Raw genomic sequence first — 21,128 nt, 5'->3', positions numbered from 1 at the left:
TCGGTGGGGGCGTTATGTGCTGGGGACATTACCCACCAAAGGGGTGGTGTCAATTGTGCGCGCAAGCGGCTGCGGCCGGTGCACCGCGGTCACGAGGACTACCGAAATCGTCATCAACAAATACCACGACCCCAGCTTCTCCCATGAAACCAGCGCCCAGCCGTCCTGCTGGTTTGGATAGATCCAGGCATGCGACCAGGTGCCGATGTTTTCGGCGATCCAGATGAACAGCGCCACCAGGAGGAAGGCCAGCAGGATCGGCATCGAGAACCGATAGCGGAGCACTCGATAATGCATCCAGGTCCGCCCATAGAGCAGGGCCAGCGCGCCGAACAGTACCCAGCGCAGGTCCACCATATAATGGTGCGAGAAGAAGTTGATATAGATTGCCCCGGCCAGCACTGCCGTCATCCAGAAGGGCGGATAATGCGCGAAACGGATATCGAAAATTCGCAGGATACGCGCCATGTAGGAGCCCACGCAGGCATACATGAAGCCTGAAAACAGCGGCACGCCGGCGATGCGAAACACCGCCTCTTCGGGATAGAGCCACGAGCCGGCCCCGGTCTTGAACAGCTCCATCGCGGTCCCCACCACGTGGAAGATGAGGATGACCTTGGCTTCGTCCAGCGTTTCCAGCTTGAACGCCAGCATGCCGGCCTGGATCAGGCAGGCGGCCACGAACCATAAGTCGTAGCGCGCCAGCCCGATGCCGTCCGGCCACCACAGCCGCGTCAGCGGCATCATGGCCAGCATCAGCCCGCCGAACAGGCAGGCCCACCCCTGCTTGATGCCGAACACCAGAAATTCCACCAGCGCACCGGCCGGCCCGCTCTGCGGCAGCATGGCCAGCACGCGATGCGCCGCGGCATCGATCCGTGCTTCCACACTTGTGAATTGCCCCATCCCCGTTACCCTTGCCCCTCGGTCGCCGCGCCGTTATGCCGTTCACAAGATCTCGGAATTGTGGCGCAACTGATTTGCTCCCCGCTAATCCGCGCGACCTCACCGGAGAGCCGTCTTGGCCAAAGCCCCACCGACCCCGTTACGCACCGCCGGCCAGGATGTCGCCGCCGCCAAGCGCGCGCCGCAGACGCCCCAGACCGAGTCGCCGGCATTTCGCCTTGCCTATGCGGATGCCGAATTTCTCGAGGCCGATGAAACCCGCGGCATTCGCTTCCAGCTCGAATATCTCAAGACCCAGACCCGGCTGAATGAGGCCGGGATCAATTCCACCGTGGTGCTGTTTGGCGGCGCCCGGATTCCCGAGCCCGGCAAGCCCGCCTGGGCCGCCAAGAACGATGTGCAGAAAGCAAATCTGGAAAAGGCCTCGCGCTATTACGACGAGGCCCGTCGCTTCGCCCAATTGGCCGCGCTGACCTCCAAGTCGCTCGGCTTCAAGGACTATGTCGTCGTCACCGGCGGTGGCCCCGGCGTCATGGAGGCCGGCAATCGCGGCGCCAGCGATATCGGCGCGCCCTCGATCGGGCTCAATATCGTGCTGCCGCACGAGCAGGCCCCCAATCACTATGTCACCCCGGCGCTGAGCTTCAATTTCCATTATTTCGCCACGCGGAAAATCCACTTCCTGCTGCGCGCCCGCGCCGTGGCGGTGTTTCCCGGCGGTTTCGGCACGCTCGACGAGTTCTTCGAAACCCTGACCCTGATCCAGACCGGCCGTATGGAGCGCATCCCCCTGCTGTTGTTCGGTGCCGAATTCTGGGGCAAGGTCATCAACTTCGAGGCACTCGCCGAAGCCGGCACCATCGCCCCCACTGATCCCAGCCTGTTCAGCATTGTCGACAGCGCGGAAGAGGGCTGGGACGTGATCCGACAGTTTTACGACCTGCCGGACGTAGGGGACGCGCCGGGGTGGTGATTAGGCAGCACTAAGTCTCGTAGGTGAGGAGCAAGCCGATGGCGGTCAATGTCATCCGGACTGGCGGATGTCTGTGCGGAGCGGTCAGGTATCAGGTCCAAGGCGAGCCCTACATATCTGGGCTCTGCCACTGCGCGACATGCCGCAAGCTGACGGGCTCGCCTTTCTCGGCGACCGCCAACTGGCATCTGTCGCAATTTCAAATGACCGGCGAAATCCAGACCTACGAGCGCCGATCATTTTGCCCGACATGCGGTTCGCGCCTGTTCTTTCTGTTCGAAGGCGGTGTGGAGCTATTCCTCGGCACTCTGGACGCAGCCCCGAACGGCATCGAGCCGGCGGTTGAAGTCTGGACGATTCGCCGAGAGCACTGGCTTCCGGTCGTTCCAGGGGCAATTTCCTACCCTGAAAACCCGTCTGAACTGTAGATTTGCGCATCGCAGCCTTTCACTGAACCCCGTTGTAACGATTGCAATGGCAGTGTCACACTCGCGCTGTAACGCCTGCCTGGGCGTGATTTGGGGATAGTCTTGGAAACGTTTGATCTCGTCGTCATCGGCAGTGGTCCCGCCGGCCGCCGCGCCGCCATTCAGGCGGCCAAGCTCGGCAAATCCGTACTGGTCGTGGAAAACCGGCTCCGCCTAGGCGGCGTCTCGGTGCATACCGGCACCATTCCATCCAAGACCCTGCGCGAGACCGTGCTCAACCTGTCCGGTTGGCGTGAACGCGGCTTCTACGGCCTTGCCTATCGGGTCAAGAAGGACATCGAAGGCAAGGACCTCGGCGCTCGCCTGCGCATGACGCTGGATCACGAAATCGAGGTGCTTGAGCACCAGTTCGCCCGCAATGGCGTGCGCACCCTGAGCGGCAAGGCACGCTTTGTCGATACCAACCATATCGCCGTCACCACCGCCGAGGGCGATGAAACCAAGATTGGTTTCGGCGCCGCGGTGATCGCCGTCGGCACCGCCCCCTACCGGCCGGCCAATATCCCGTTCAACGACCATTCCGTGCTCGATAGCGACAGCCTCGTCGCCGAACCGCGCGTGCCGCGCAGCCTGACCGTGGTCGGCGCCGGCGTCATCGGCATCGAATACGCCACGATTTTCTCGGCGCTCGACGTACCCGTCACCATCATCGAGCCGCGCGACACCATCCTCGATTTCATCGACCGCGAAATCATCGAGGAATTCACCCACGAGATGCGCAAGCGCGGCATGACCATCCGCTTCGGCTCCAAGGTCGATCATGTCGAATTGGACGAACAGGGCTGGGCCGTCGCCGTGCTCACCGACGGACGCCGCATCCGCTCCGACATGTTGCTCTATGCCGCCGGCCGCTCTGGCGCCACGGCCGATCTGGGGCTCGAGAACTGCGGCATCGCCGTCCACGACCGCGGACGCATCAAGGTGGATCCCATCACCTTCCAGACCAATGTCCGAAATATCTATGCCGCTGGCGATGTCATCGGCTTTCCCTCGCTCGCCTCGACCTCGATGGAGCAGGGGCGTATTGCGGGCCTCCATGCCTGCGGCGCCGCCATGCCGCCCGCGCCCGAATTTTTCCCCTATGGCATCTATGCGGTGCCCGAAATCTCCACCATCGGGCTCACCGAACAGCAGGTCCGCGCCCAGGGCATCCCCTATGAAAACGGCATTGCGCGCTTCCGCGAAACCTCGCGCGGCCACATTATGGGCCTGCAGTCGGGCATGATGAAGCTGATCTTCTCGCTCGAAACCCGCAAGCTGCTCGGGGCCCATATCGTGGGCGAAGGCGCGACCGAACTGATCCACATCGGCCAGGCCGTGCTCAATCTCGGCGGCACGCTGGATTATTTCGTCGAGAACGCCTTCAACTATCCGACGCTAGCGGAGGCCTACAAGATCGCGGCGCTGGATGCGTGGAACCGTATGCCGCGGGATATCCCGCTGGCGCCGTTGTCGGAGTGAGGGCGCTGGCGCAAACCCAGCCACCGCCATAAGCTCACCTCAAACAACGGGGCACCATCATGAGCGAAGCCTTCGACGCCATCATCATCGGTGCCGGTCAGTCCGGCCCGTTCCTCGCCGCGCGCCTGGCCACCGCCGGCTGGAAAACCGCGCTGATTGAGCGCACCCATTTGGGCGGCACTTGCGTCAATGATGGTTGCACCCCCACCAAGACCCTGGTCGCCAGCGCCCGCGCCGCATGGTCGGCGCGCCACGCCGCTGATTGGGGTGTCACCGTCTCGGGCGGCGTCACCGTCGACATGAAGGCCGTCAAGGCGCGCAAGGACAAGGTGGTCAACGCCTCGGTCCAGAGCCTGACCGACTGGCTCGGCGGCCTCGAACATCTCCAAATCATCCGCGGCTCGGGCAGCTTCGTGTCGCCCACCGAGGTGACTGTGAATGGCCGCACCCTGACCGCGCCGAAAATCTTCATCAATGCCGGCGCCACTGCCAGCGTGCCCGATTGGCCGGGCCTGTCCTCGGTACCGTATCTGACCAATACGACGATGATGGATATCGATACGCTGCCCAATCACCTGGTGATCGCCGGGGCCAGTTACATCGGGCTCGAATTCGCCCAGATGTACGCGCGCTTCGGCAGCAAGGTCACCGTCATCGAGCGTGGCCCGCGCCCCGCATCGCGCGAGGACGAGGACATCTCCGCCTCGATCCGCCAGATCCTGGAGGCCGACGGCGTCTCCTTCCTGTTCGACACCACCGTTGAATCAGTGGTCAAAGCGGGGCAGGGCGTGCTGTTGTCGCTCAATACCGACGGCCGCCTTGCCTCCACCGAGGCCAGCCATCTGCTGATCGCGCTCGGCCGCACGCCCAACAGCGCTGACCTCAACCTTGCGGCAGCGGGTCTATCCACCGACAAGCGCGGCTATATCCCGGTCGATGATAACCTGCACACCAGCGTGCCGGGCATCTGGGCCATGGGCGATATCAACGGCCGCGGCGCTTTCACCCACACTTCCTATAACGACTTCGAAATTGTCGCCGATAACGTGCTGGACGGTGGCAGCCGCTCCATCGCCCATCGCATCCCGGTCTATGGCCTGTTCATTGACCCGCCTCTGGGCCGCATCGGCATCTCCGAACACGAGGCCCGCGCCTCCGGCAAAAAGGTGCTGATGGGCATCATGCCGATGTCAAAAATCAGCCGCGCCAAGGAAAAGGGCGAAACCCAGGGCCTGATGAAAGTGCTGGTCGACGCCGAGACCAAACGCGTACTCGGCGCCGCCATCCTGGGCATTGGCGGCGACGAGGTCGTCCATTCCCTGCTGCAACTGATGGCCGGCGACCTGCCCTACACCGTGATGCAGCAGACCGTGCATATCCACCCCACGGTCAGCGAACTGATCCCGACCCTGCTGGCCGATTTGAAGCCGCTGGCCTGACCGCCATCCCGCCTATCTATCCCCACCCACCGCGCTTCCGCGGGCCTGACACGCGGCCCACTCTCGGCCGGCACCAGGCCAGCGCGGTGATCGCGCGGCCGATCTTGGTGGCATCAGCCCCGACGCCAGGGCGCTTCATTCACAAGTGAGTGCCTACTTGAGCAGTTCCTCGATGAATTCCTTCTCGGTCTCGACGCCGGCCCATTCATCGGGACTGTCGGCCTGGAACACCAGCGTATAGGGACCCTTGTAGCCCGCCTCTTCGGCTGCCTGCAGGCATTGGCCATAGTCCGCCTCGTCCATCTTGCCGTCGACGAAATCGGCCTTGGCATGGCAGGTCTCGGCGCGGCCGAAAATGGCGCGCAGGTCGTCATACTTGGTGGGGCCACCCCAATTGCCGAAATCGCCATTGAGCCCGATGCGTCCGTCCAGCTTGTCGAGCAGGTAATGCACATGCGCCGGCTCGGCGAGCAGATCGAACCAGTTCTCGGTGGTCAGTCGCACCTTGGAGCCGGCATTGCGTTCCGCCAAGGTGGTGAGCGCCTTGACCGAGAGGTCCAGCGCATCACGGGTCGGTTTCTGCTTGCCGGCGATGACGCGGGCGCGTTCGGCACCGAGCTGGTTGGCGATCTCGATCCAGCTCCAGATCCATTCGGTATCGCGGGCGCTGGTCGCCGGATCGCTGATATCGCCGGCGTCGATCAACAGCGTCTGCAAGGTCACTTCGGCATTGCTCAGCGCACTACGCAGCTCGCCCAGATAGATCGGGTCTTTGCTCGGCAGGTGAAACGACACCAGTTCCAGCCGGTTGATGCCGTGATTGGCGATGGCCGAGGGAATGTCGAGCAGCGACTCGTCGACCTCGCCATAGGTCTCCTCTACCGGCCCGATTTCCCGACTATCCAGGTTGTGCGGATAGGTAGTGCCCAGCATCCGGTGCAGCGACCAGGTGGAAACCGCGATACGGTCGGCGGAGTTGAAAGCCATCAGAAGCGTCCTCATTCGTGTTGAGGCCGACACTGCCCCGGCGCGATGGCCGGTTCAAGGCGTTAAGCGGAGATATTCCGCCGCTGCGCCAGATAGATGTGATCACACGCCAGCACGGTCTCACCGCGCTGGTTGAGCACCCGCACTGCCTCGGTGATCCGCCCATGATCGGCCCGCTTGGGATCGGGATCGAGCCCGGTAATGGTCAGCGTGGTATGGATGGTATCGCCGATGAATACCGGCTTGGGGAACCGCAACCGCTCATAGCCATAGGAAAACGCCAGCGGATTGATCTCGCTGGCGGTGAGGCCAATACCGATGGCAAAGGTCATGGTGCCGTGAGCGATACGTTGGCCCCAAGGCGAATTCCTCATCGCCTCGGCATCCATATGGTGCGGAAAGAAATCCCCCGTATGACCGGCATGCACCACGAAATCGGTCTCGGTAATGGTGCGCCCATAGGTCTTGCGGGTTTCGCCCAGCAGGTAATCCTCGAAATGGCGTGGCCGCTCCATCAAAAACTCTCCCGATACAGGCGATTGATCTCGGCGATGATCAGGGCAGGGCTCTCCTTGCCCAGCAGCCCGGCATTGAGCCGTTTGCTGGCCGCGTCCTGAAAGCCCATATAACCATTGTGTCGCGGCCGCACCCAGCTCGCTTCCAGCGTCCGCCGCGTGTCGCGATAAAACCCGTCCACCGCCGCGTTCACGGCCTCATCTTCCCAAGCAAGGCCATGACCTGGTTGCCCGCCGGACTCGGCATAAATCGTGCCCTGGATGCCGCCGCTGGCGACCCAATACGCATAGTCGATCGCCGCCTCGCGGTCCGCTGAAAATGCGGAAACCGCAATCCCCGTTCCCCCCAGCGCCGATCCCACAGGTCCCAGCCCACCGGCATCGGGGATATCAGCGAATTTCAACCGGCCGGGCCGGAAACCTTTCAGCGCATAGCTCAGATAGCCATAGCCATACGGCATCACGCTCACGACGGGATGTTCGTGCGCCATCGCCTCGGATGCCGCAATCGGGTCCATGGCGAAATTGCTCGGCTCGATCAACGCCACCAATTCGCGCAGATGCTCGATCACTTTGGCGCCGGCTTCCGCCTCGATCAGCTCGCCTTGGCCGGTATTACACGCATGTCCCAGATTGCCGGCCAGCGTATAAAACGTCATCAGGCTGTGCGGCGCCAGCATCGGCAGCACCACCTGCCCCGCCTTCGCCAGCCCGATCAGATCGCCCCAACTGGTCGCCGGTCCCTCGACGATATCGGCGCGATAGGCCTGCACCTGCGTCGCCGCATCGATGGGGAACGCCCACTGATGCCCGGCCCAATTATAGCTCGGATAGGATTGCCCGACGCTGTACCGCGCCATCTCGTCCCGCTCGCTTTCGCGTCCCAGCACATCCAGCGGCGCGAGGCACCCTTCCTCGGTGATCTGACCAACGTGAGGGTGGTCGATGACGATCAGGTCATATTCCCGCGCCAGTTCCTCCACCGGAAACGTCTCGAAATCCTGCAGGCTGCGTTGATCCCAGTCGATCTGCACCCCGGTCTTGTCGCGCCACAGCGCCGACGTCGCCACCATCGGATCGAACCCGCGCGGATGCTTCCAGGTCATGCCCTTGAGGGTAATGCTCACAGCCCGAACTCCGCGCGAATCTTGGCGCTCTGCTCGCCGACCAGCGGCGCGGCCCGCGTGGTCTGCGCCCGCTTGCCATTGATCCGCAGCGGCGACTTGGTGGTGGTGATCGACACATTATCCTCGCGCGTCACTACCTGCAGCATGTCCAGCGCCTTGAAGCCCTCGCTCGCCATCAATTCGGGCCAATCCAGCACCTTGGCGCACCAGATATCGGCCGGCTCCAGAATACTCAGCCAATGCGCAGTGCTCTGCGTGGACAGTCGCTCGGCGATCAACTGCTTGATCGCATCGCGCGCCGTGAACCAGCTTTTGGGATCGGCATAAGCGCACAGCGCCTCGATCTCCAGCAGCTTTTGCAACTTGCCCAGCGGCGTCATGGCGATCGCCAGATACCCATCCGCTGTCGGATAAACCCCATAGGGCGCCGACAGATAGGCGTGCGCCGAGCGGAATTCGCTGCGCTTGGGCACCCGCCGCCCATCATTGAGATGGGTGGTCAAAACCTCGAACTGGAAATCCACCAGCACTTCGAGCAGGCTCGTCTCGATATGCGCGCCTTGCCCGGAAATCCCCCGCCGCACCAGCGCCGCCAAAATGCCCTGCGCCACGGCGGCCCCAGCCAGCATGTCGGCAATCGCCAGCCCGAACGGCACCGGCCCCTGATCGTGATCGCCGTTGAGCCACATCACGCCGGAACGTGCCTGCGCCAGCAAATCCTGCCCCGGCCGATCCACCCACGGACCTTCGTCGCCATAGCCGGTGATCGAGGCATAAACGATCCTCGGATTGATCGCCTTGACCGCCTCGTAATCCAGCCCCAGCCGCTCGATCACGCCCGGCCGGAAATTCTGCAACACCACGTCGGCCTTGAGCAGCAATTTGCGCAAAGCCGCCAGATCGTCCGCATTTTTGAGGTCGAGCGCCAGGCTCTCTTTGCTGCGGTTGATGGCGTGGAAAATCGTCGAATCCCCGCCAATCTCGGTATCGCTCAGATACAGCCGCCGGCTGAGATCGCCCCCATCCGGCCGCTCGATCTTGATCACCCGCGCGCCCAGGTCCTGCAACCGCAGGCTGGCATAAGGCCCGCTGAGGAACTGGCACATGTCGACCACGACAAGGCCGTCGAGCAGCTTGGTTTCGATATCGCTCATGGCTTATTTCTCCGTCTTGCCGACGAAGTCAGCCGGATTTCTGTAGAGGACGGTCTGGATATGCTCGCAATACAGCACCAGTTCGCCCTCGCCCTTGAACACCTCGTAGCTGGCGCGGATCAGGCCCAGCTTTTCGTATTTCGGCGATTTTTCCAGATTGGTGCGGATCGTATAAATGGTGTCGCCGATAAAGGTCGGCTTGATGAAGCGCAGCCGGTCATAGCCATACGAGAAGGCGTTGACGCAATTGGTCGCCACCAGCCCCAGCCCCGCCGAGAACACGAACGCCCCCGCCACCAGCCGTTTGCCGAATTGCCCCTCGGTCTGGGCGAAAATATCGTCCGCCACATAGGGGTGCATGTCGGTCACGAGCGCATTGAACGCCATCGATTCCCCCTCGGAAATCGTGCGGCGCAAGGAGCGAATTTTGTGGCCGACTTCCCAGTCCTCGTAGAACCAGTTCTCCGCATTCCACACCGGAATATCGGCATGGGCCTCGGGCATGGTCTTGGGATGGGTGGAATGGACGCCGACGGTGGGTGCGAATTCGCTCATGGTTGTGCCTGAACCTGGGTTGCGGGCGCTGCTGCCGAGGCGAATGCTGCTTCGGCCAGCGCCATGGTGTGCCACGCGTCTTCGACTGAACTGACGAGAACGTCATCCTCGCCCGCCGCGAAGCGCTGCAGATTGTTCATCGTCCCGATAAACGCATGCGGGAACCAGCCGCCCGAGAGGGACACCTGGCTCCAGTCCTCGCCCTTGCGGGTGATCCAGAGTTCGTCTGGCTCGCCCTTGGGATAGTTCAGCAGCAGCCCCAGCTTGACCATTGCCGCGCCTTCGGTGCCTTCGAAGCGGAAGCTCGCATCCTGGAATTTGCGGCCGAAATCGTGATTGTGGTTGATGCTCATCGTGGTGCGCACCCCGTCCTCGAAATCGATCAGCGCCGAGGTCCGCGTCTGCGCCAGTTCGGTTGATGGATGTCCCATCGTCCGCGCATGCACGCCCACCGGATTGCCCAGCAGATGCCGGATCAGATCGAGATAATGGATCGAATGCACCGCGATCTCGACGCGCGGCGCGCCCTTCAGAAACGGAAACAGCTCCCACGGCGTCACCAGGTTCAGGTGCACTTCCGTATCGATCAGCTTGCCCAGCCAATCACGCTGCAGCGCGTCGGCCACTGCCAGCATCATCGGAGAAAACCGCAGCTGGAAGTTGACCGCCGCCACCAGCTTCTTGGCCCGGCATAGCGCCAGGATGGCGGTGGCATCGCTCAAATCCCGCCCCATCGGCTTTTGCAGCAAAACCGCCGCGCCATCGGACAGCTTGGGCAGCACATCGAGATGCGCCACCGGGGGCAGGGCGAGGTCATAGACCGCATCGGGCGTCGCAATCGCCTCTTCCAGCGTCGCAAAGGCCGGAATATCCCATTTGGCTGCCAGCGCCCTCGCCTTGTCGCGGTCGATATCGAACACGCCCGCGACCGGCAGGTTCGCCAGCCGATAGGCCGGCAAATGCGCGTCGTTGACGATACCGCCGGCCCCGATGATCACGATCGGGCGCGGCGCGCTCGGTCGTGGCCAGCTCTGGCGCAATGCCGAATAGTCCGTGGGCACTCGCCCCTCCCTCACGACGGACAAAGCACCGTCATTCTTATGTGAATAATCTTTTCACATACGAGGAAGGCTTGCAAGTCTCAGTCGACGTGGAAAACTTCTTCCGTTCCCACCCACCATTCGCCCTCGGCGCGCGTTTCCAGCGGGGCCTGCATCGGCATGCACACAGCCCACCACTCCTGCGTGCGCGGATCGGCAGCCATCGCTGCCATGTCGGCGTCGTGGTCGGTGCCCACATATTCGTAATAGGCGAACAGCAGGTTTTCCGGCTCGCGCAGGAAAATCGAATAATTGGCAATCCCGCTGGCCTTGATCTGCGCCAGCACATCCGGCCACACGGCCGCGTGGACCCGCTTGTAGTCAGCGATCTGCTCGGGCTTGAGCCCGATGACCGAACCGTAGCGTTTCATTTTAAACCCCGTAAATCCGTTCAGCATTGCCATGCCACAGCTTGGCCTGCTCGTCCTCGCTGGCACCTTTGACGATTTCGCGCGTCGCCTCGACCCAGCGCGTGAGCGACCCCGTCAGCGTCACCACCGGATGATCCGAGCCCCACACCACACGGTCCCAGCCAAAACTCTCGATGATATGCTCAACGAACGGCCGCAAATCCGCAGTGGTCCAGTCCGCCCCCGCATAGGCCACGATCCCCGACACCTTCGCCGCCACATTGGGCAGTTTGGCCAGTTCGGTGATATAGCCCCGCCACGGATCGAGCCCTTTTCCCGCCACATCCGGGACCCCGCAATGGTCAAGGATGAACTGCACATCCGGCGCCCGCTGCGCCAGCATGGTGCCGATCGGCAATTGGTCGGCCCGCACGCAGAGGTCGAAGCTCAGGTCATAGTCCGGCAGGTGCCGTATGTTCTCGACGAACAGATCGCTCTGGCTCAATTCATCCGGTGCCTGGTGCAAAATCCGCCGCACGCCCTTCACATGGGCATGCTCGCTCAACTGCTCGATCTGGTCGACAAATCCCATGCCCTCAGGCCGGCAGGCCGCAATCGCCCCCACAATGCCCGGCAGGGTCAGCATGAACTCCGTCTCCTTGACGATATCGGCGTCCGCGACATCGACTTCCATATGCAGCGCCCCGGTGATCCCGAGCCCGCGCGCCTCGGAAAAGTAGTTCTCCACCGTCCAGGGCCGATTGATCGCGGGTGCGCCCTCCAGCCACGGATAGGAGAACTTGTCGGGATAAACGAGATGCAGATGGGTATCGAGAATGCGCATGCGTCGTTCCTCCTAGGCGCTTGGCGTTGAGCGCCGCGATAATTCCTGCCCCGCCTCGCGCAGCAGGTTCAGGACCTGCTGCGTATTGGGGGCGTCGAGCTTGTCGAGCCGTTGTGTATAGGGGCAGGTCAGCACGGCGATCACCGACCCCATTGGCCCGAAAATCGGCACTGAAAGGTTCAAAACGCCCGGCGTCTGGGCGCTGGGCATATTTTCGTAACCCTGCTGGCGCACCCCGTCGAGTCGCGTGATCAGCCCTTTGGGCATCTTTTCGGGTGTGCCCATATCCTGCTCTTCCATCATCAATAGGCGTTCTTCGGGCGTCGAAAACGCCAGGAACACATGTCCTGAGCCGGTATTGACCAGGCTGATTCGCGAGCCCACCCGGATCGATACGTTCCAATAGCCCGGGCTGTCGACCTGGGCGATGACCACCAGGATATTGCGGTCCTGCACCACCAGATGCACCGCCTGTTCCGCCTTGATCGCAAACTGTCGCAACACTGGCGTCGCCTGGCTGATCAGCCGGCGCATCGGTGGTCTTGCATGCCCCAGTTCGAACAGCTTGAGGGTCACCTCATAGCGGTCCTCCGGCGTGCGCCGCACATAGTCGCGCCGCACCAGCCGGTCGAGCATACGGTAAATTTCATTGGGCGATCGGTCGAGCGCCTTGGCGATCTCGGCTTGGCTCAGGCCGTCATCGGTGGCCGCCAGCAGTTCAAGAATATCCAGACCCTTGTCGAGCGCCGGCGCGCGATAGCGATCGGCATCTTCCGCAATACTCACCGGTAGAACTCCCCTCCACTCGCGCTAACGATGCTAGCCATTCACCTGCAAATTGCTAGCGGCCTGTTAGCATTCGGCACCGTATTCCGACCGCTGCAGCCGTTGACGGGGCAACAAGAATTGTGCTTACCTACGAATAGACTTTTCAAATATGGATGATCAAGCCTCGAGCGAGGCGGCATCGGAAGGTCCCCTGTGGAGGAGAAATCAATGGCAACCAAGTTCCTGGCCAAGGCCCTACTGGCCTCGGTCGCGCTGGCGACGCTGTCCGGCGCTGTCATGGCGCAAGAATTCGATTACGGCTCGTTCCCCGGCTACACCCTCAAGGTGAAGCTCATCGGCGGTACGCAGTACGAAAAGCTCTATACCCGTATTCCCGAGTGGGAAGCGTTGACCGGCGCCAAGGTCGAAATCGTTTCATCCAAGAACCATTTCGACCTGGACCGTGAAATCAAGCAGGACATCGCGTCCGGCCAGATCACCTGGTGCGTTGGCTCCAACCACACCAGCTTCGCGCCCCAGTATGGCGATCTCTATATCGACCTGGCACAGTCGATCCCGGCGTCCGAGCTGGCTAAGTACGTCCCCGGCACGCTGCAGGCCTCCATGGTCGATGGCCGTCTGGTGCAGTTGCCGCGCGTCACCGACGTGTCCAACCTCTACTATCGCAAGGACCTCTATGAGGACCCGGCGAAGATGGAAGCCTACAAGGCCAAGTTCGGCACCGATCTGGCGCCGCCCAAGACCTTCGACGAATTCAAGCAGCAGATCATTTTCTTTGCCGATGCTCCGAACCTTTATGGCACCGCATTCGCCGGCAAGGACGAAGGCATGTCCGGCCGCTTCATGGAAATCCTGCGCGCCAACGGCGGCGACCTGTTCGACGCCAACTGGAAGCCGACCTTCAATTCGCCTGAAGGCGTAGCGGCCCTGCAGTGGTTCAAGGACATCTATGACGCCGGCGCCGTGCCGGCTGGTACCGTCAACTACACCTGGGACGAAATCGGCCAGGCCATGGCCGCTGGCCAGTTGGCTGTCGATCTGGATTGGCCGGGCTTTGCCGGCTTCTACAGCGATCCGACCGCCTCCAAGATCGCCGATCACCTCGGCTTCGCCGTGGCGCCTGTAGGCACCTCCGGCAAGCGTGGCGGCTGGTCCGGTTCGCACTCGTTCTCGGTGACCGAAGCCTGTGACAACAAGCCGGCCGCCGTTTCGCTGGCCGTCTTCCTGACCAATGACGACAGCGAACTGATGGAAGCCGAAGCCGGCAACCTGCCGACCCGTTCCGCCACGTTCGACCAGGCCGTGAAGTATTTCAACGAGAACGGCAAGACCGCTCTGGCTGAGATGTTCCCGATCTGGCAGGCCAGCCTTGCCGATGCCCGGACCCCGCCATTGATCCCGCAGTGGATTGAAGTCAGCAACGTGCTCTGGCCCCAGCTCCAGGCCGCCATCGTGGGCGAAAAGACCCCCCAGGAAGCGCTCGATCAGGCCGCTGCCGATGCGACCACCATCTTGGAAGACGCTGGTATCCTCAAGCAGTAAGCCAATCGCCGCTTCGGGGCCTGCTCCGAGGCGGCAACTCCCACGATGTCTTCCGGCGCAGGCCGGAATCCATCCTGAGATTCATTCAGACAAACGCATCTCAGGATGGACCCCGGCCGGTGCCGGGGTGACACTGTGGCGGGTCTCGGACACGAGGCCGCCGCTCACGATAGAGGCCTGTCCTTGACCACAGACGTTCAAACCCTTTCGCAGCCGCGAACCAAAGACCGGGTGTCTTTCTTCGCCTCGCCGCGCGCCATTCCCTATATGCTGCTGCTGCCGGCGATCGTGGTTATCCTGTCGGTCGTACTGGTGCCGCTGCTGGTCTCGTTCTGGACCAGCTTCACCGCCTATAACCTGACCAAACCCGCGACCCTGTTCCAGTTCGTCGGTCTGCGCAATTACCAGCGCCTGCTGACCAATGCGGATTTCTGGTGGGCTTTCGGGCGCACCTTCGTTTTCGTCACCATCACGCTCAATCTGGAAATGCTGCTCGGCCTGGGCCTGGCGCTGCTGGTCAACAAGATCACCTGGGGCCAGCGCACGCTGCGCACCATCATGATGTTTCCCATGATGTTCTCGCCCATCCTCGTGGGTTTCCAGTTCAAATACATCTTCAACGACTCGATCGGGCTGCTCAACAACGCCCTGTTCGACCTGCACATCATCAGCCAGCCCATCCCGTGGCTGGTCGATGGTACGCTGGCCAATTTCTCCATCATTTTCGCCGAAATATGGATGTCGACCTCGGTGTTCGCCATTCTGCTGCTGGCGGGCCTGATGGCGCTGCCCAAGGAGCCGCTGGAGGCCGCGCGCGTCGATGGCTGCAATCCGCTCCAGGTGTTCCAGCACATCACGCTGCCGTTCCTGATGCCCTTCGTCTATATCGCCATGACCATTCGCTCGCTGGACGTGGCGCGCGCCTATGACATGGTCAAGATCATGACCAATGGCGGCCCCGCCGGCCGTACCGAGCTGCTGTGGACGCTGATGACCCGCACCGGCTACCAGAACAGCCAGATGGGCATGGCCAATGCCATGGGCTATGTGTCGATCATCCTGTCGATCGTTTTCACCTTCTATTTCTATCGCAAGCTGGTCGCCGCGCGCACCTTCATGGGAGGCGCACAATGAGCCGGTTGACCATCGAAAAGCCCTGGCAACGCTGGCTGATCCGCTTCGGCGTCTTCGTCGCCATGGCCATCCTGACCGTGCCCGGCCTCTGGGTCGTGCTGACCGCGTTCCGGCCGAATATCGAAGTGCTGGCCCGCCCCGCCGTGTGGATTCCGCAAAACCCCACGCTGGACAATTTTGCCCGCCTGTTCGGCCTGTCATCGGCCCAACAGGGCCTGCCGGTGCTGCAATATTTCACCAATTCGCTGGTGATTTCGATCACCTCGACCTTTGTGGCCGTCGTCATCGGCATGGCCGGCGGCTACTCGTTCGCCCGCTTCAGCTTCAAGGGCAAGGCGACGCTGTTTCTGGCCTTCATGCTCAGCCGCACCGTCCCTGGCGTGGCGCTCAGCCTGCCGCTATTCATCATCTGGGCGCGGCTGGGGCTGATCGATACCAGCTTCGGGATGATCCTCGTCTATATGGCGGTCAACATCCCCTTCACCATCTGGCTCACCGATGGTTTCTTCCGCCAAATCCCGGTCGATCTCAGCGAAGCCGCCCAGATCGATGGCTGCACCCGCTGGCAGGCATTCTGGAAGGTGGAATTTCCGCTGGCCCGCTCGGGCCTAGCCTCGGCCGCCATCTTCGCCTTCCTCACCTCGTGGAATGAATATGCGCTGGCGAGCCAACTGACCCGCACCACGGCCTCCAAGACCATGCCGGTGGGCCTGATGGATTTCACTGCCCAATTCACCGTCGACTGGACCGGTATGAGCGCCATGGCCGTGCTAATCATCATCCCGGCTTTGGTCCTCACCTTCGTTGTACAGAAACACCTGATCGCCGGCCTGACCTTCGGCGGCGTCAAGTAAGGATATCCCATGGCTCCCGTTCGCCTGGAAAAAGTCGTCAAGACCTATGGCAAGATCGAAACGGTGCACGGCATCGACCTCGATATCGCCCACAATGAATTCGTCGTGCTCGTCGGCCCCTCTGGCTGCGGCAAGTCCACCACCCTGCGCATGATCGCCGGGCTCGAGGAAATCACCGCCGGCACGATTTCCATCGGTGATCGCGTGGTCAACGACCTGCCGCCGCGTGCCCGCAACATCTCCATGGTGTTCCAGAGCTACGCGCTCTATCCGCATATGACCGTGCGCGACAATCTCGGCTTCGGGCTCAAGATCGCCAATATGCCTGAGGCGGAAATCAAAACCCGCGTTGATGACGCCGCCGAGATTTTGGGCCTTGGCCCCTATATGGATCGCCTTCCTGCGAACCTCTCGGGCGGCCAACGCCAGCGCGACGCCATGGGCCGCGCCATCGTGCGCAATCCCGACGTGTTCCTGTTCGACGAGCCGCTCTCCAATCTCGATGCCAAGCTGCGCGGCCAGATGCGCGTCGAAATCAAGAAGCTCCACCAGCGCGTTAAGACCACGGTCATCTACGTCACCCACGATCAGGTCGAGGCCATGACCCTGGCCGACCGCATCGTCATCATGCGCGACGGCCATATCGAGCAGATCGGCACGCCCTCGGATGTGTTCGAGTACCCGGTCAACACCTTCGTCGCCGGCTTCATCGGCTCCCCGCCGATGAATCAGCTCGATGCGGTAGTGAAGGCCGGCAAGGCCGTGCTGACCGACGGCGTCGAAGTGCCGCTGCCGGCCGATAGCGCCGTGACCGAAGGCCAGTCCATCATCCTCGGCTTCCGCCCCGAAAGCTTCGCGCCGGCAGGCCATTCCCTGCACGGCACCGAAAACGCCATCTCGATCAACCGCACCATCGCCATCGCCGAACCACTGGGCACTGAGACCATCCTGTTCACCGAACTGGGCGGCAAGGAAATCCAAGGCAAGATGCTCAATCCCCGCGTCGTCAAGCCGGGCGAGAGCCTGGATTTCACCCTCGACCTGACCCGGCTGCACGTCTTCGACAAGGCCAGCGGCAAGAGCGTGAGGGCATAATGGCCAAAATCACCCGCATCGAACTCCTGATGGTTGACCTGATACCCAAGGTCAAACGCGTCGACGCCATTCAGAGCTTCGTCAGCCAGGAAACCCCCATCGTCCGCATTACGGACAGCGATGGCGTGGTCGGCACCGGCTACAGCTACACCATCGGCACCGGCGGCCATTCCGTCATGGAGCTGCTCAACCGCACCCTGTGCCCCGCCATCATCGGCCGCGACGCCTATGACATCGAGTCCATCTGGCGCGACCTGCTGTTCCTGACCCACGCCACCACTATCGGCGCCATCACCGCCATCGCCATGGCGGCGATCGATACCGCGCTGTGGGACCTCAAATGCCGCAAGCTCGGCCTGCCGCTGCATAAGCTGGCCGGTGGCGCACAGTCCGAAATCCCCCTCTACACCACCGAAGGCGGCTGGCTCCATCTGGAGCAATCTGCGCTGGTCGAAGACGCCCTGCGCGCCAAGGCCGACGGCTTCAAGGGCGCCAAGCTCAAGGTCGGCCGCCCCATCCACGAGGACGTCGCCCGCATCACCGCCGTGCGCGAGGCCGTCGGTCCGGGCTTTGAAATCTTCACCGACGCCAACCAGGCCTTTGCGGTCGATGAAGCCATCCGCCGCGCCCGCGCCTATGAGCCGCTCGATATCGGCTGGCTCGAAGAACCGCTCCCCGCCGACGATATCTCCGGCCATGTCCGCCTTTCCGAACATACCAGCCTGCCCATCGCCGTCGGCGAGAGCCTCTATTCGGTCAGCCACTTCCGCGAATACCTGCAGCGCCATGCGGCCTCGGTGATCCAGGTCGATGTCGGTCGCATCGGCGGCATCACGCCCTGGCTCAAGGTCGCCCACATGGCCGAGTGCTTCAATATCGTCGTCAGCCCGCATTTCCTCATGGAGCTGCACGTCTCGCTCTGCGCCGCCGTGCCCAACGCCCGCTGGGTCGAATACATTCCACAATTGGATGACTTGACCACCGAACGCATGACGATCCAGAACGGTAAGGCTCGGCCTTCCGACGCCCCCGGCCTCGGCATCGCCTGGGACTTCGCCGCCATCGACCGCCAAGTGGTCGAAGGCAGCCGTTCCATCATTCAATAGGAATCAACCATGTCCGATATTTCCGGCAAAATCGTTCTCATCACCGCTGCCGCCCAAGGCATTGGCCGCGCCTCGGTGGAGGCGTTTGTCAAAGCCGGCTGCAAAGTCATCGCCACCGATATCAATGCCGAAAAGCTCAAGGAGCTGGATGGCACGCCCAACGTCACCACCCGCATCCTCAACGTGCTCTCGACCGATGACGTCAACAAAGCCGTCGCCGAAATCGGCCGCATCGACATCCTCTTCAACTGCGCCGGTGTGGTTCACAACGGCACCGTGCTGGAGATGAGCGACAAGGACCTCGATTTCGCCCTGGACCTCAATGTCCGGGCCCAGGTCCGCACCATTCAGGCCGTGCTGCCCCAGATGCTCGAGCGCAAGGATGGCGCGATCATCAACATGTCGACGGTGGCTTCCTCGGTCAAAGGCGTGCCGAACCGCGCTGCCTATTCCATCTCCAAGGCCGCTGTGATTGGGCTGACCAAGTCGATTGCCGCCGATTATGTCACGCAGGGCATCCGCATCAACGCTATCGCCCCTGCCACGGTTGATAGCCCCTCATTGCACGAGCGCTGGCATGCCACTGGTGATTTCGAAGCCGCGAAGAAGGCTTTCATCGCCCGCCAGCCCATTGGCCGCATCGGCCAGCCCGAGGAAATCGCCGACCTCGCCGTCTATCTCGCCGGCGCCACTTACACCACCGGCCAGGTTCACGTCATCGACGGTGGCTGGACGGCCTGAGGTCAGGACGCCAGGCGGGCCTCCGGGCCCGCCATCATTACCCGGTTGCGGCCGGCGGCCTTGGCGGCATAGAGCTGCCGGTCGGCTTCATTGAGGATATCATGCAGGCTAGCGCTGCTCGCGAGATAACCAGCGACACCAAGGCTGATCGTGACTGCGGGCGGCATCCGGTTCTCGAACGCCAGCGTCGCCACGGTCTCGCGCAGAACTTCCGCCATCGCCAGCGCCTCGGCATGGTTGGTCATTGGCAGCAGCGCGATGAACTCCTCCCCGCCAAACCGCGCGAAGCAGTCGCCTTGGCGCAGCGCCGCCTTGCAGGCCTGCGCCACATCCCGGATCACGTCGTCGCCGACGCCATGGCCATGCGTGTCATTGATCGCCTTGAAGTGATCGATATCGGCCATGATGACGGCGAAGGATACTCCCGTCGAGCGAGCGCCCAGGAAGGCAAGTTCGGCCTGCACCATGAACGAGCGGCGATTGGCTATCCCCGTCAGCGCGTCGGTTTCCGCGGCCAGCGTCAGGGCCGTCTGGGCCGTGCTGAGCTGAAATGCCATTTTGAAGGCGACGGAGCCAAGCCCCGGCGCCGTCAGGGCAGGGGACACCACGGCAACGATCATCCCGTACCAGAAAAAGTCGTTGGGGCCGGGAATCAGCAGCAGCAACACAGCCGTGGTCACGACCGAGCCCGTAATGGCGATCAATGTCGCCAGGAGCACGGTGCGCGTCATGCCCAGCGTCAGCAACCAGGCGTAGTAGCGCCGGTAGCTCTGCGCGATGAATTTGCTCGTCACTCTGTAACCTCGTCGTCCGGATGTGGGGGCGGCGTATCCGAACAATCTCACGACCGCCGTTCAGCCAGGTTAACCGGCATGGTTAACGCATCCTTCCATCTCCTGTTATCAGCTCTACTGAGTACGCCATGACCAAAATCACCGCGCTGCGCACCCACGATCTCCGCTTCCCCACCTCGGACGCCCTCGACGGCTCCGATGCGATGAACCCTGATCCCGACTACTCTGCCGCCTACGTCATCCTGGCCACGGACGGCGCCCACGAAGGCCATGGCCTGACCTTCACCATCGGCCGCGGCAATGAAGTCGTCGTCGCCGCCATCAAGGCGCTGACCTCGCGCGTCGTCGGTCTCGACCTCGCCTGGATCGCCGAAAATCCCGGCCGCTTCTGGCGCCACGTCACCGGCGACAGCCAGCTCCGTTGGATCGGCCCCGACAAGGGCGCCATGCACCTGGCCACCGGCGCCGTGGTCAACGCCGTCTGGGACCTGCTCGCCAAGCACGCCGGCAAGCCGGTCTGGCAATTCGTCGCCGACATGACCCCCGAACAGCTCGTCTCCATCATCGATTTCCGCTACCTCACCGACGCCATTACGCCGGATGAAGCCCTCGCCATTTTCCGCAAAGCCGAAGCCGGCAAGGCCGACCGCGTCGCCACCCTCAAGGCCGAGGGCTACCAGTGCTACACCACATCGGCGGGCTGGCTGGGCTATTCCAATGAGAAGCTGACCCGCCTCGCCACCGAGGCCGTCGCCGGGGGTTTTAACCACATCAAGATGAAGGTCGGCCGCGATCTCGACGACGATATCCGGCGCCTCGAAATCGTTCGCTCGATCATGGGGCCAGATCGTTTCCTGATGATCGACGCCAACCAGGTCTGGGAAGTCGACCAGGCCATCGACTGGGTCAAGGAACTGTCCCGCTTCAATCCCTATTTCATCGAGGAGCCAACCAGCCCCGACGACGTCTCCGGCCACCGCGCCATCCGCCAGGCCATCGCGCCCGTGAAGGTCGCCACCGGCGAGATGTGCCAGAACCGCATCCTGTTCAAGCAGTTCATCAAGGACGGCGCCATCGACATCGTCCAGATCGACGCCTGCCGCATCGGCGGCCTCAACGAGGTGCTGTCGGTGCTGCTGATGGCCGCCAAATACAACCTCCCCGTCTGGCCCCA

22 protein-coding genes are annotated in these 21,128 nt (G+C 62.4%); 11 read left to right on the top strand and 11 right to left on the bottom strand.

Going from position 1 to position 21,128, the window contains the following annotated elements:
• Positions 1–12 precede the first annotated feature (12 nt).
• Positions 13–906: a DUF817 domain-containing protein gene (locus JWP26_RS10360; protein WP_299726826.1), complete on the bottom strand. Its 894-nt coding sequence runs from the start codon at positions 904–906 to the stop codon at positions 13–15.
• 115 nt (positions 907–1,021) lie between these two features.
• Here JWP26_RS10360 and JWP26_RS10355 point away from each other — a divergent pair, with 115 nt between their 5' ends.
• The 4 genes from JWP26_RS10355 to JWP26_RS10340 all read left to right on the top strand — a co-directional run bounded on the left by JWP26_RS10355 (position 1,022) and on the right by JWP26_RS10340 (position 5,267).
• Positions 1,022–1,879 (top strand): LOG family protein, encoded by an 858-nt coding sequence (locus JWP26_RS10355; protein WP_299726823.1) that lies wholly within the window; start codon positions 1,022–1,024, stop codon positions 1,877–1,879.
• A gap of 38 nt (positions 1,880–1,917) precedes the next feature.
• Entirely contained in the window at positions 1,918–2,307 is a 390-nt protein-coding gene (locus tag JWP26_RS10350) for a GFA family protein (RefSeq protein WP_299726820.1), read from the top strand.
• A gap of 102 nt (positions 2,308–2,409) precedes the next feature.
• Complete coding sequence (gene sthA, locus JWP26_RS10345) at positions 2,410–3,828, top strand: Si-specific NAD(P)(+) transhydrogenase (RefSeq protein ID WP_299726817.1); 1,419 nt, start codon at positions 2,410–2,412, stop codon at positions 3,826–3,828.
• A 59-nt stretch (positions 3,829–3,887) separates the two neighbouring features.
• Positions 3,888–5,267: an FAD-containing oxidoreductase gene (locus JWP26_RS10340; RefSeq protein ID WP_299726814.1), complete on the top strand. Its 1,380-nt coding sequence runs from the start codon at positions 3,888–3,890 to the stop codon at positions 5,265–5,267.
• A 153-nt stretch (positions 5,268–5,420) separates the two neighbouring features.
• Here the strand turns inward: JWP26_RS10340 and JWP26_RS10335 are convergent, their stop codons facing one another.
• From JWP26_RS10335 to JWP26_RS10295, 9 genes are all read right to left on the bottom strand, one after another.
• Entirely contained in the window at positions 5,421–6,254 is an 834-nt protein-coding gene (locus tag JWP26_RS10335; protein WP_299726811.1) for a sugar phosphate isomerase/epimerase, read from the bottom strand.
• Positions 6,255–6,316: 62 nt separating this feature from the next.
• Positions 6,317–6,769: a MaoC/PaaZ C-terminal domain-containing protein gene (locus JWP26_RS10330; protein ID WP_299726808.1), complete on the bottom strand. Its 453-nt coding sequence runs from the start codon at positions 6,767–6,769 to the stop codon at positions 6,317–6,319.
• On the bottom strand, positions 6,769–7,896 hold the full coding sequence (locus tag JWP26_RS10325) for an extracellular solute-binding protein (protein ID WP_299726805.1): 1,128 nt from the start codon (positions 7,894–7,896) through the stop codon (positions 6,769–6,771). Before JWP26_RS10325 ends, JWP26_RS10330 begins: the two co-directional genes overlap by 1 nt.
• Positions 7,893–9,050 (bottom strand): CaiB/BaiF CoA-transferase family protein, encoded by a 1,158-nt coding sequence (locus tag JWP26_RS10320; protein WP_299726802.1) that lies wholly within the window; start codon positions 9,048–9,050, stop codon positions 7,893–7,895. Before JWP26_RS10320 ends, JWP26_RS10325 begins: the two co-directional genes overlap by 4 nt.
• Positions 9,051–9,053: 3 nt before the next feature.
• Entirely contained in the window at positions 9,054–9,605 is a 552-nt protein-coding gene (locus tag JWP26_RS10315; RefSeq protein ID WP_299726799.1) for a MaoC family dehydratase, read from the bottom strand.
• A complete protein-coding gene (locus JWP26_RS10310; protein ID WP_299726796.1) occupies positions 9,602–10,666 on the bottom strand; it encodes a Gfo/Idh/MocA family oxidoreductase in 1,065 nt (354 codons plus the stop codon). The genes JWP26_RS10315 and JWP26_RS10310 overlap by 4 nt, the downstream gene beginning before the upstream one ends.
• Before the next feature lie 80 nt (positions 10,667–10,746).
• Positions 10,747–11,076, bottom strand: coding sequence for an L-rhamnose mutarotase (locus JWP26_RS10305; protein ID WP_299726794.1), 330 nt, complete (start codon positions 11,074–11,076; stop codon positions 10,747–10,749).
• Position 11,077: 1 nt separating this feature from the next.
• On the bottom strand, positions 11,078–11,899 hold the full coding sequence (locus JWP26_RS10300; protein ID WP_299726791.1) for an amidohydrolase: 822 nt from the start codon (positions 11,897–11,899) through the stop codon (positions 11,078–11,080).
• Between the two features lie 12 nt (positions 11,900–11,911).
• Positions 11,912–12,685 carry an IclR family transcriptional regulator gene (locus JWP26_RS10295; RefSeq protein ID WP_299726788.1) on the bottom strand — a complete coding sequence of 258 codons (774 nt, stop codon included), beginning with the start codon at positions 12,683–12,685 and terminating at the stop codon, positions 11,912–11,914.
• Between the two features lie 210 nt (positions 12,686–12,895).
• On the opposite strand from JWP26_RS10295, the gene JWP26_RS10290 reads away from it, so the two are divergent.
• The 6 genes from JWP26_RS10290 to JWP26_RS10265 all read left to right on the top strand — a co-directional run bounded on the left by JWP26_RS10290 (position 12,896) and on the right by JWP26_RS10265 (position 19,160).
• A complete protein-coding gene (locus JWP26_RS10290) occupies positions 12,896–14,230 on the top strand; it encodes a sugar ABC transporter substrate-binding protein (protein WP_299726785.1) in 1,335 nt (444 codons plus the stop codon).
• Positions 14,231–14,497: 267 nt separating this feature from the next.
• Positions 14,498–15,364, top strand: coding sequence for a carbohydrate ABC transporter permease (locus JWP26_RS10285; RefSeq protein WP_299726898.1), 867 nt, complete (start codon positions 14,498–14,500; stop codon positions 15,362–15,364).
• Positions 15,361–16,218 carry a carbohydrate ABC transporter permease gene (locus JWP26_RS10280; protein WP_299726782.1) on the top strand — a complete coding sequence of 286 codons (858 nt, stop codon included), beginning with the start codon at positions 15,361–15,363 and terminating at the stop codon, positions 16,216–16,218. Before JWP26_RS10285 ends, JWP26_RS10280 begins: the two co-directional genes overlap by 4 nt.
• Positions 16,219–16,227: 9 nt before the next feature.
• Entirely contained in the window at positions 16,228–17,313 is a 1,086-nt protein-coding gene (locus tag JWP26_RS10275; RefSeq protein ID WP_299726779.1) for an ABC transporter ATP-binding protein, read from the top strand.
• The gene (locus JWP26_RS10270) at positions 17,313–18,419 is read left to right on the top strand and encodes a mandelate racemase/muconate lactonizing enzyme family protein (protein WP_299726776.1); all 1,107 of its coding nucleotides are present in this window, start codon (positions 17,313–17,315) and stop codon (positions 18,417–18,419) included. The genes JWP26_RS10275 and JWP26_RS10270 overlap by 1 nt, the downstream gene beginning before the upstream one ends.
• Before the next feature lie 9 nt (positions 18,420–18,428).
• Positions 18,429–19,160: an SDR family oxidoreductase gene (locus JWP26_RS10265; RefSeq protein WP_299726773.1), complete on the top strand. Its 732-nt coding sequence runs from the start codon at positions 18,429–18,431 to the stop codon at positions 19,158–19,160.
• A gap of 2 nt (positions 19,161–19,162) precedes the next feature.
• Here the strand turns inward: JWP26_RS10265 and JWP26_RS10260 are convergent, their stop codons facing one another.
• Entirely contained in the window at positions 19,163–19,954 is a 792-nt protein-coding gene (locus tag JWP26_RS10260) for a GGDEF domain-containing protein (RefSeq protein ID WP_299726770.1), read from the bottom strand.
• 128 nt (positions 19,955–20,082) lie between these two features.
• On the opposite strand from JWP26_RS10260, the gene JWP26_RS10255 reads away from it, so the two are divergent.
• Positions 20,083–21,128, top strand: a 1,046-nt coding sequence (locus JWP26_RS10255; RefSeq protein WP_299726767.1) for an enolase C-terminal domain-like protein, incomplete at its 3' end; no start/stop codon positions are given.

It is taken from the genome of Devosia sp., assembly GCF_028290435.1.
Taxonomy (GTDB): domain Bacteria; phylum Pseudomonadota; class Alphaproteobacteria; order Rhizobiales; family Devosiaceae; genus Devosia.
Note: the sequence above shows the minus strand (reverse complement) of the source record. Positions and strands in the feature narration are given on the sequence as shown.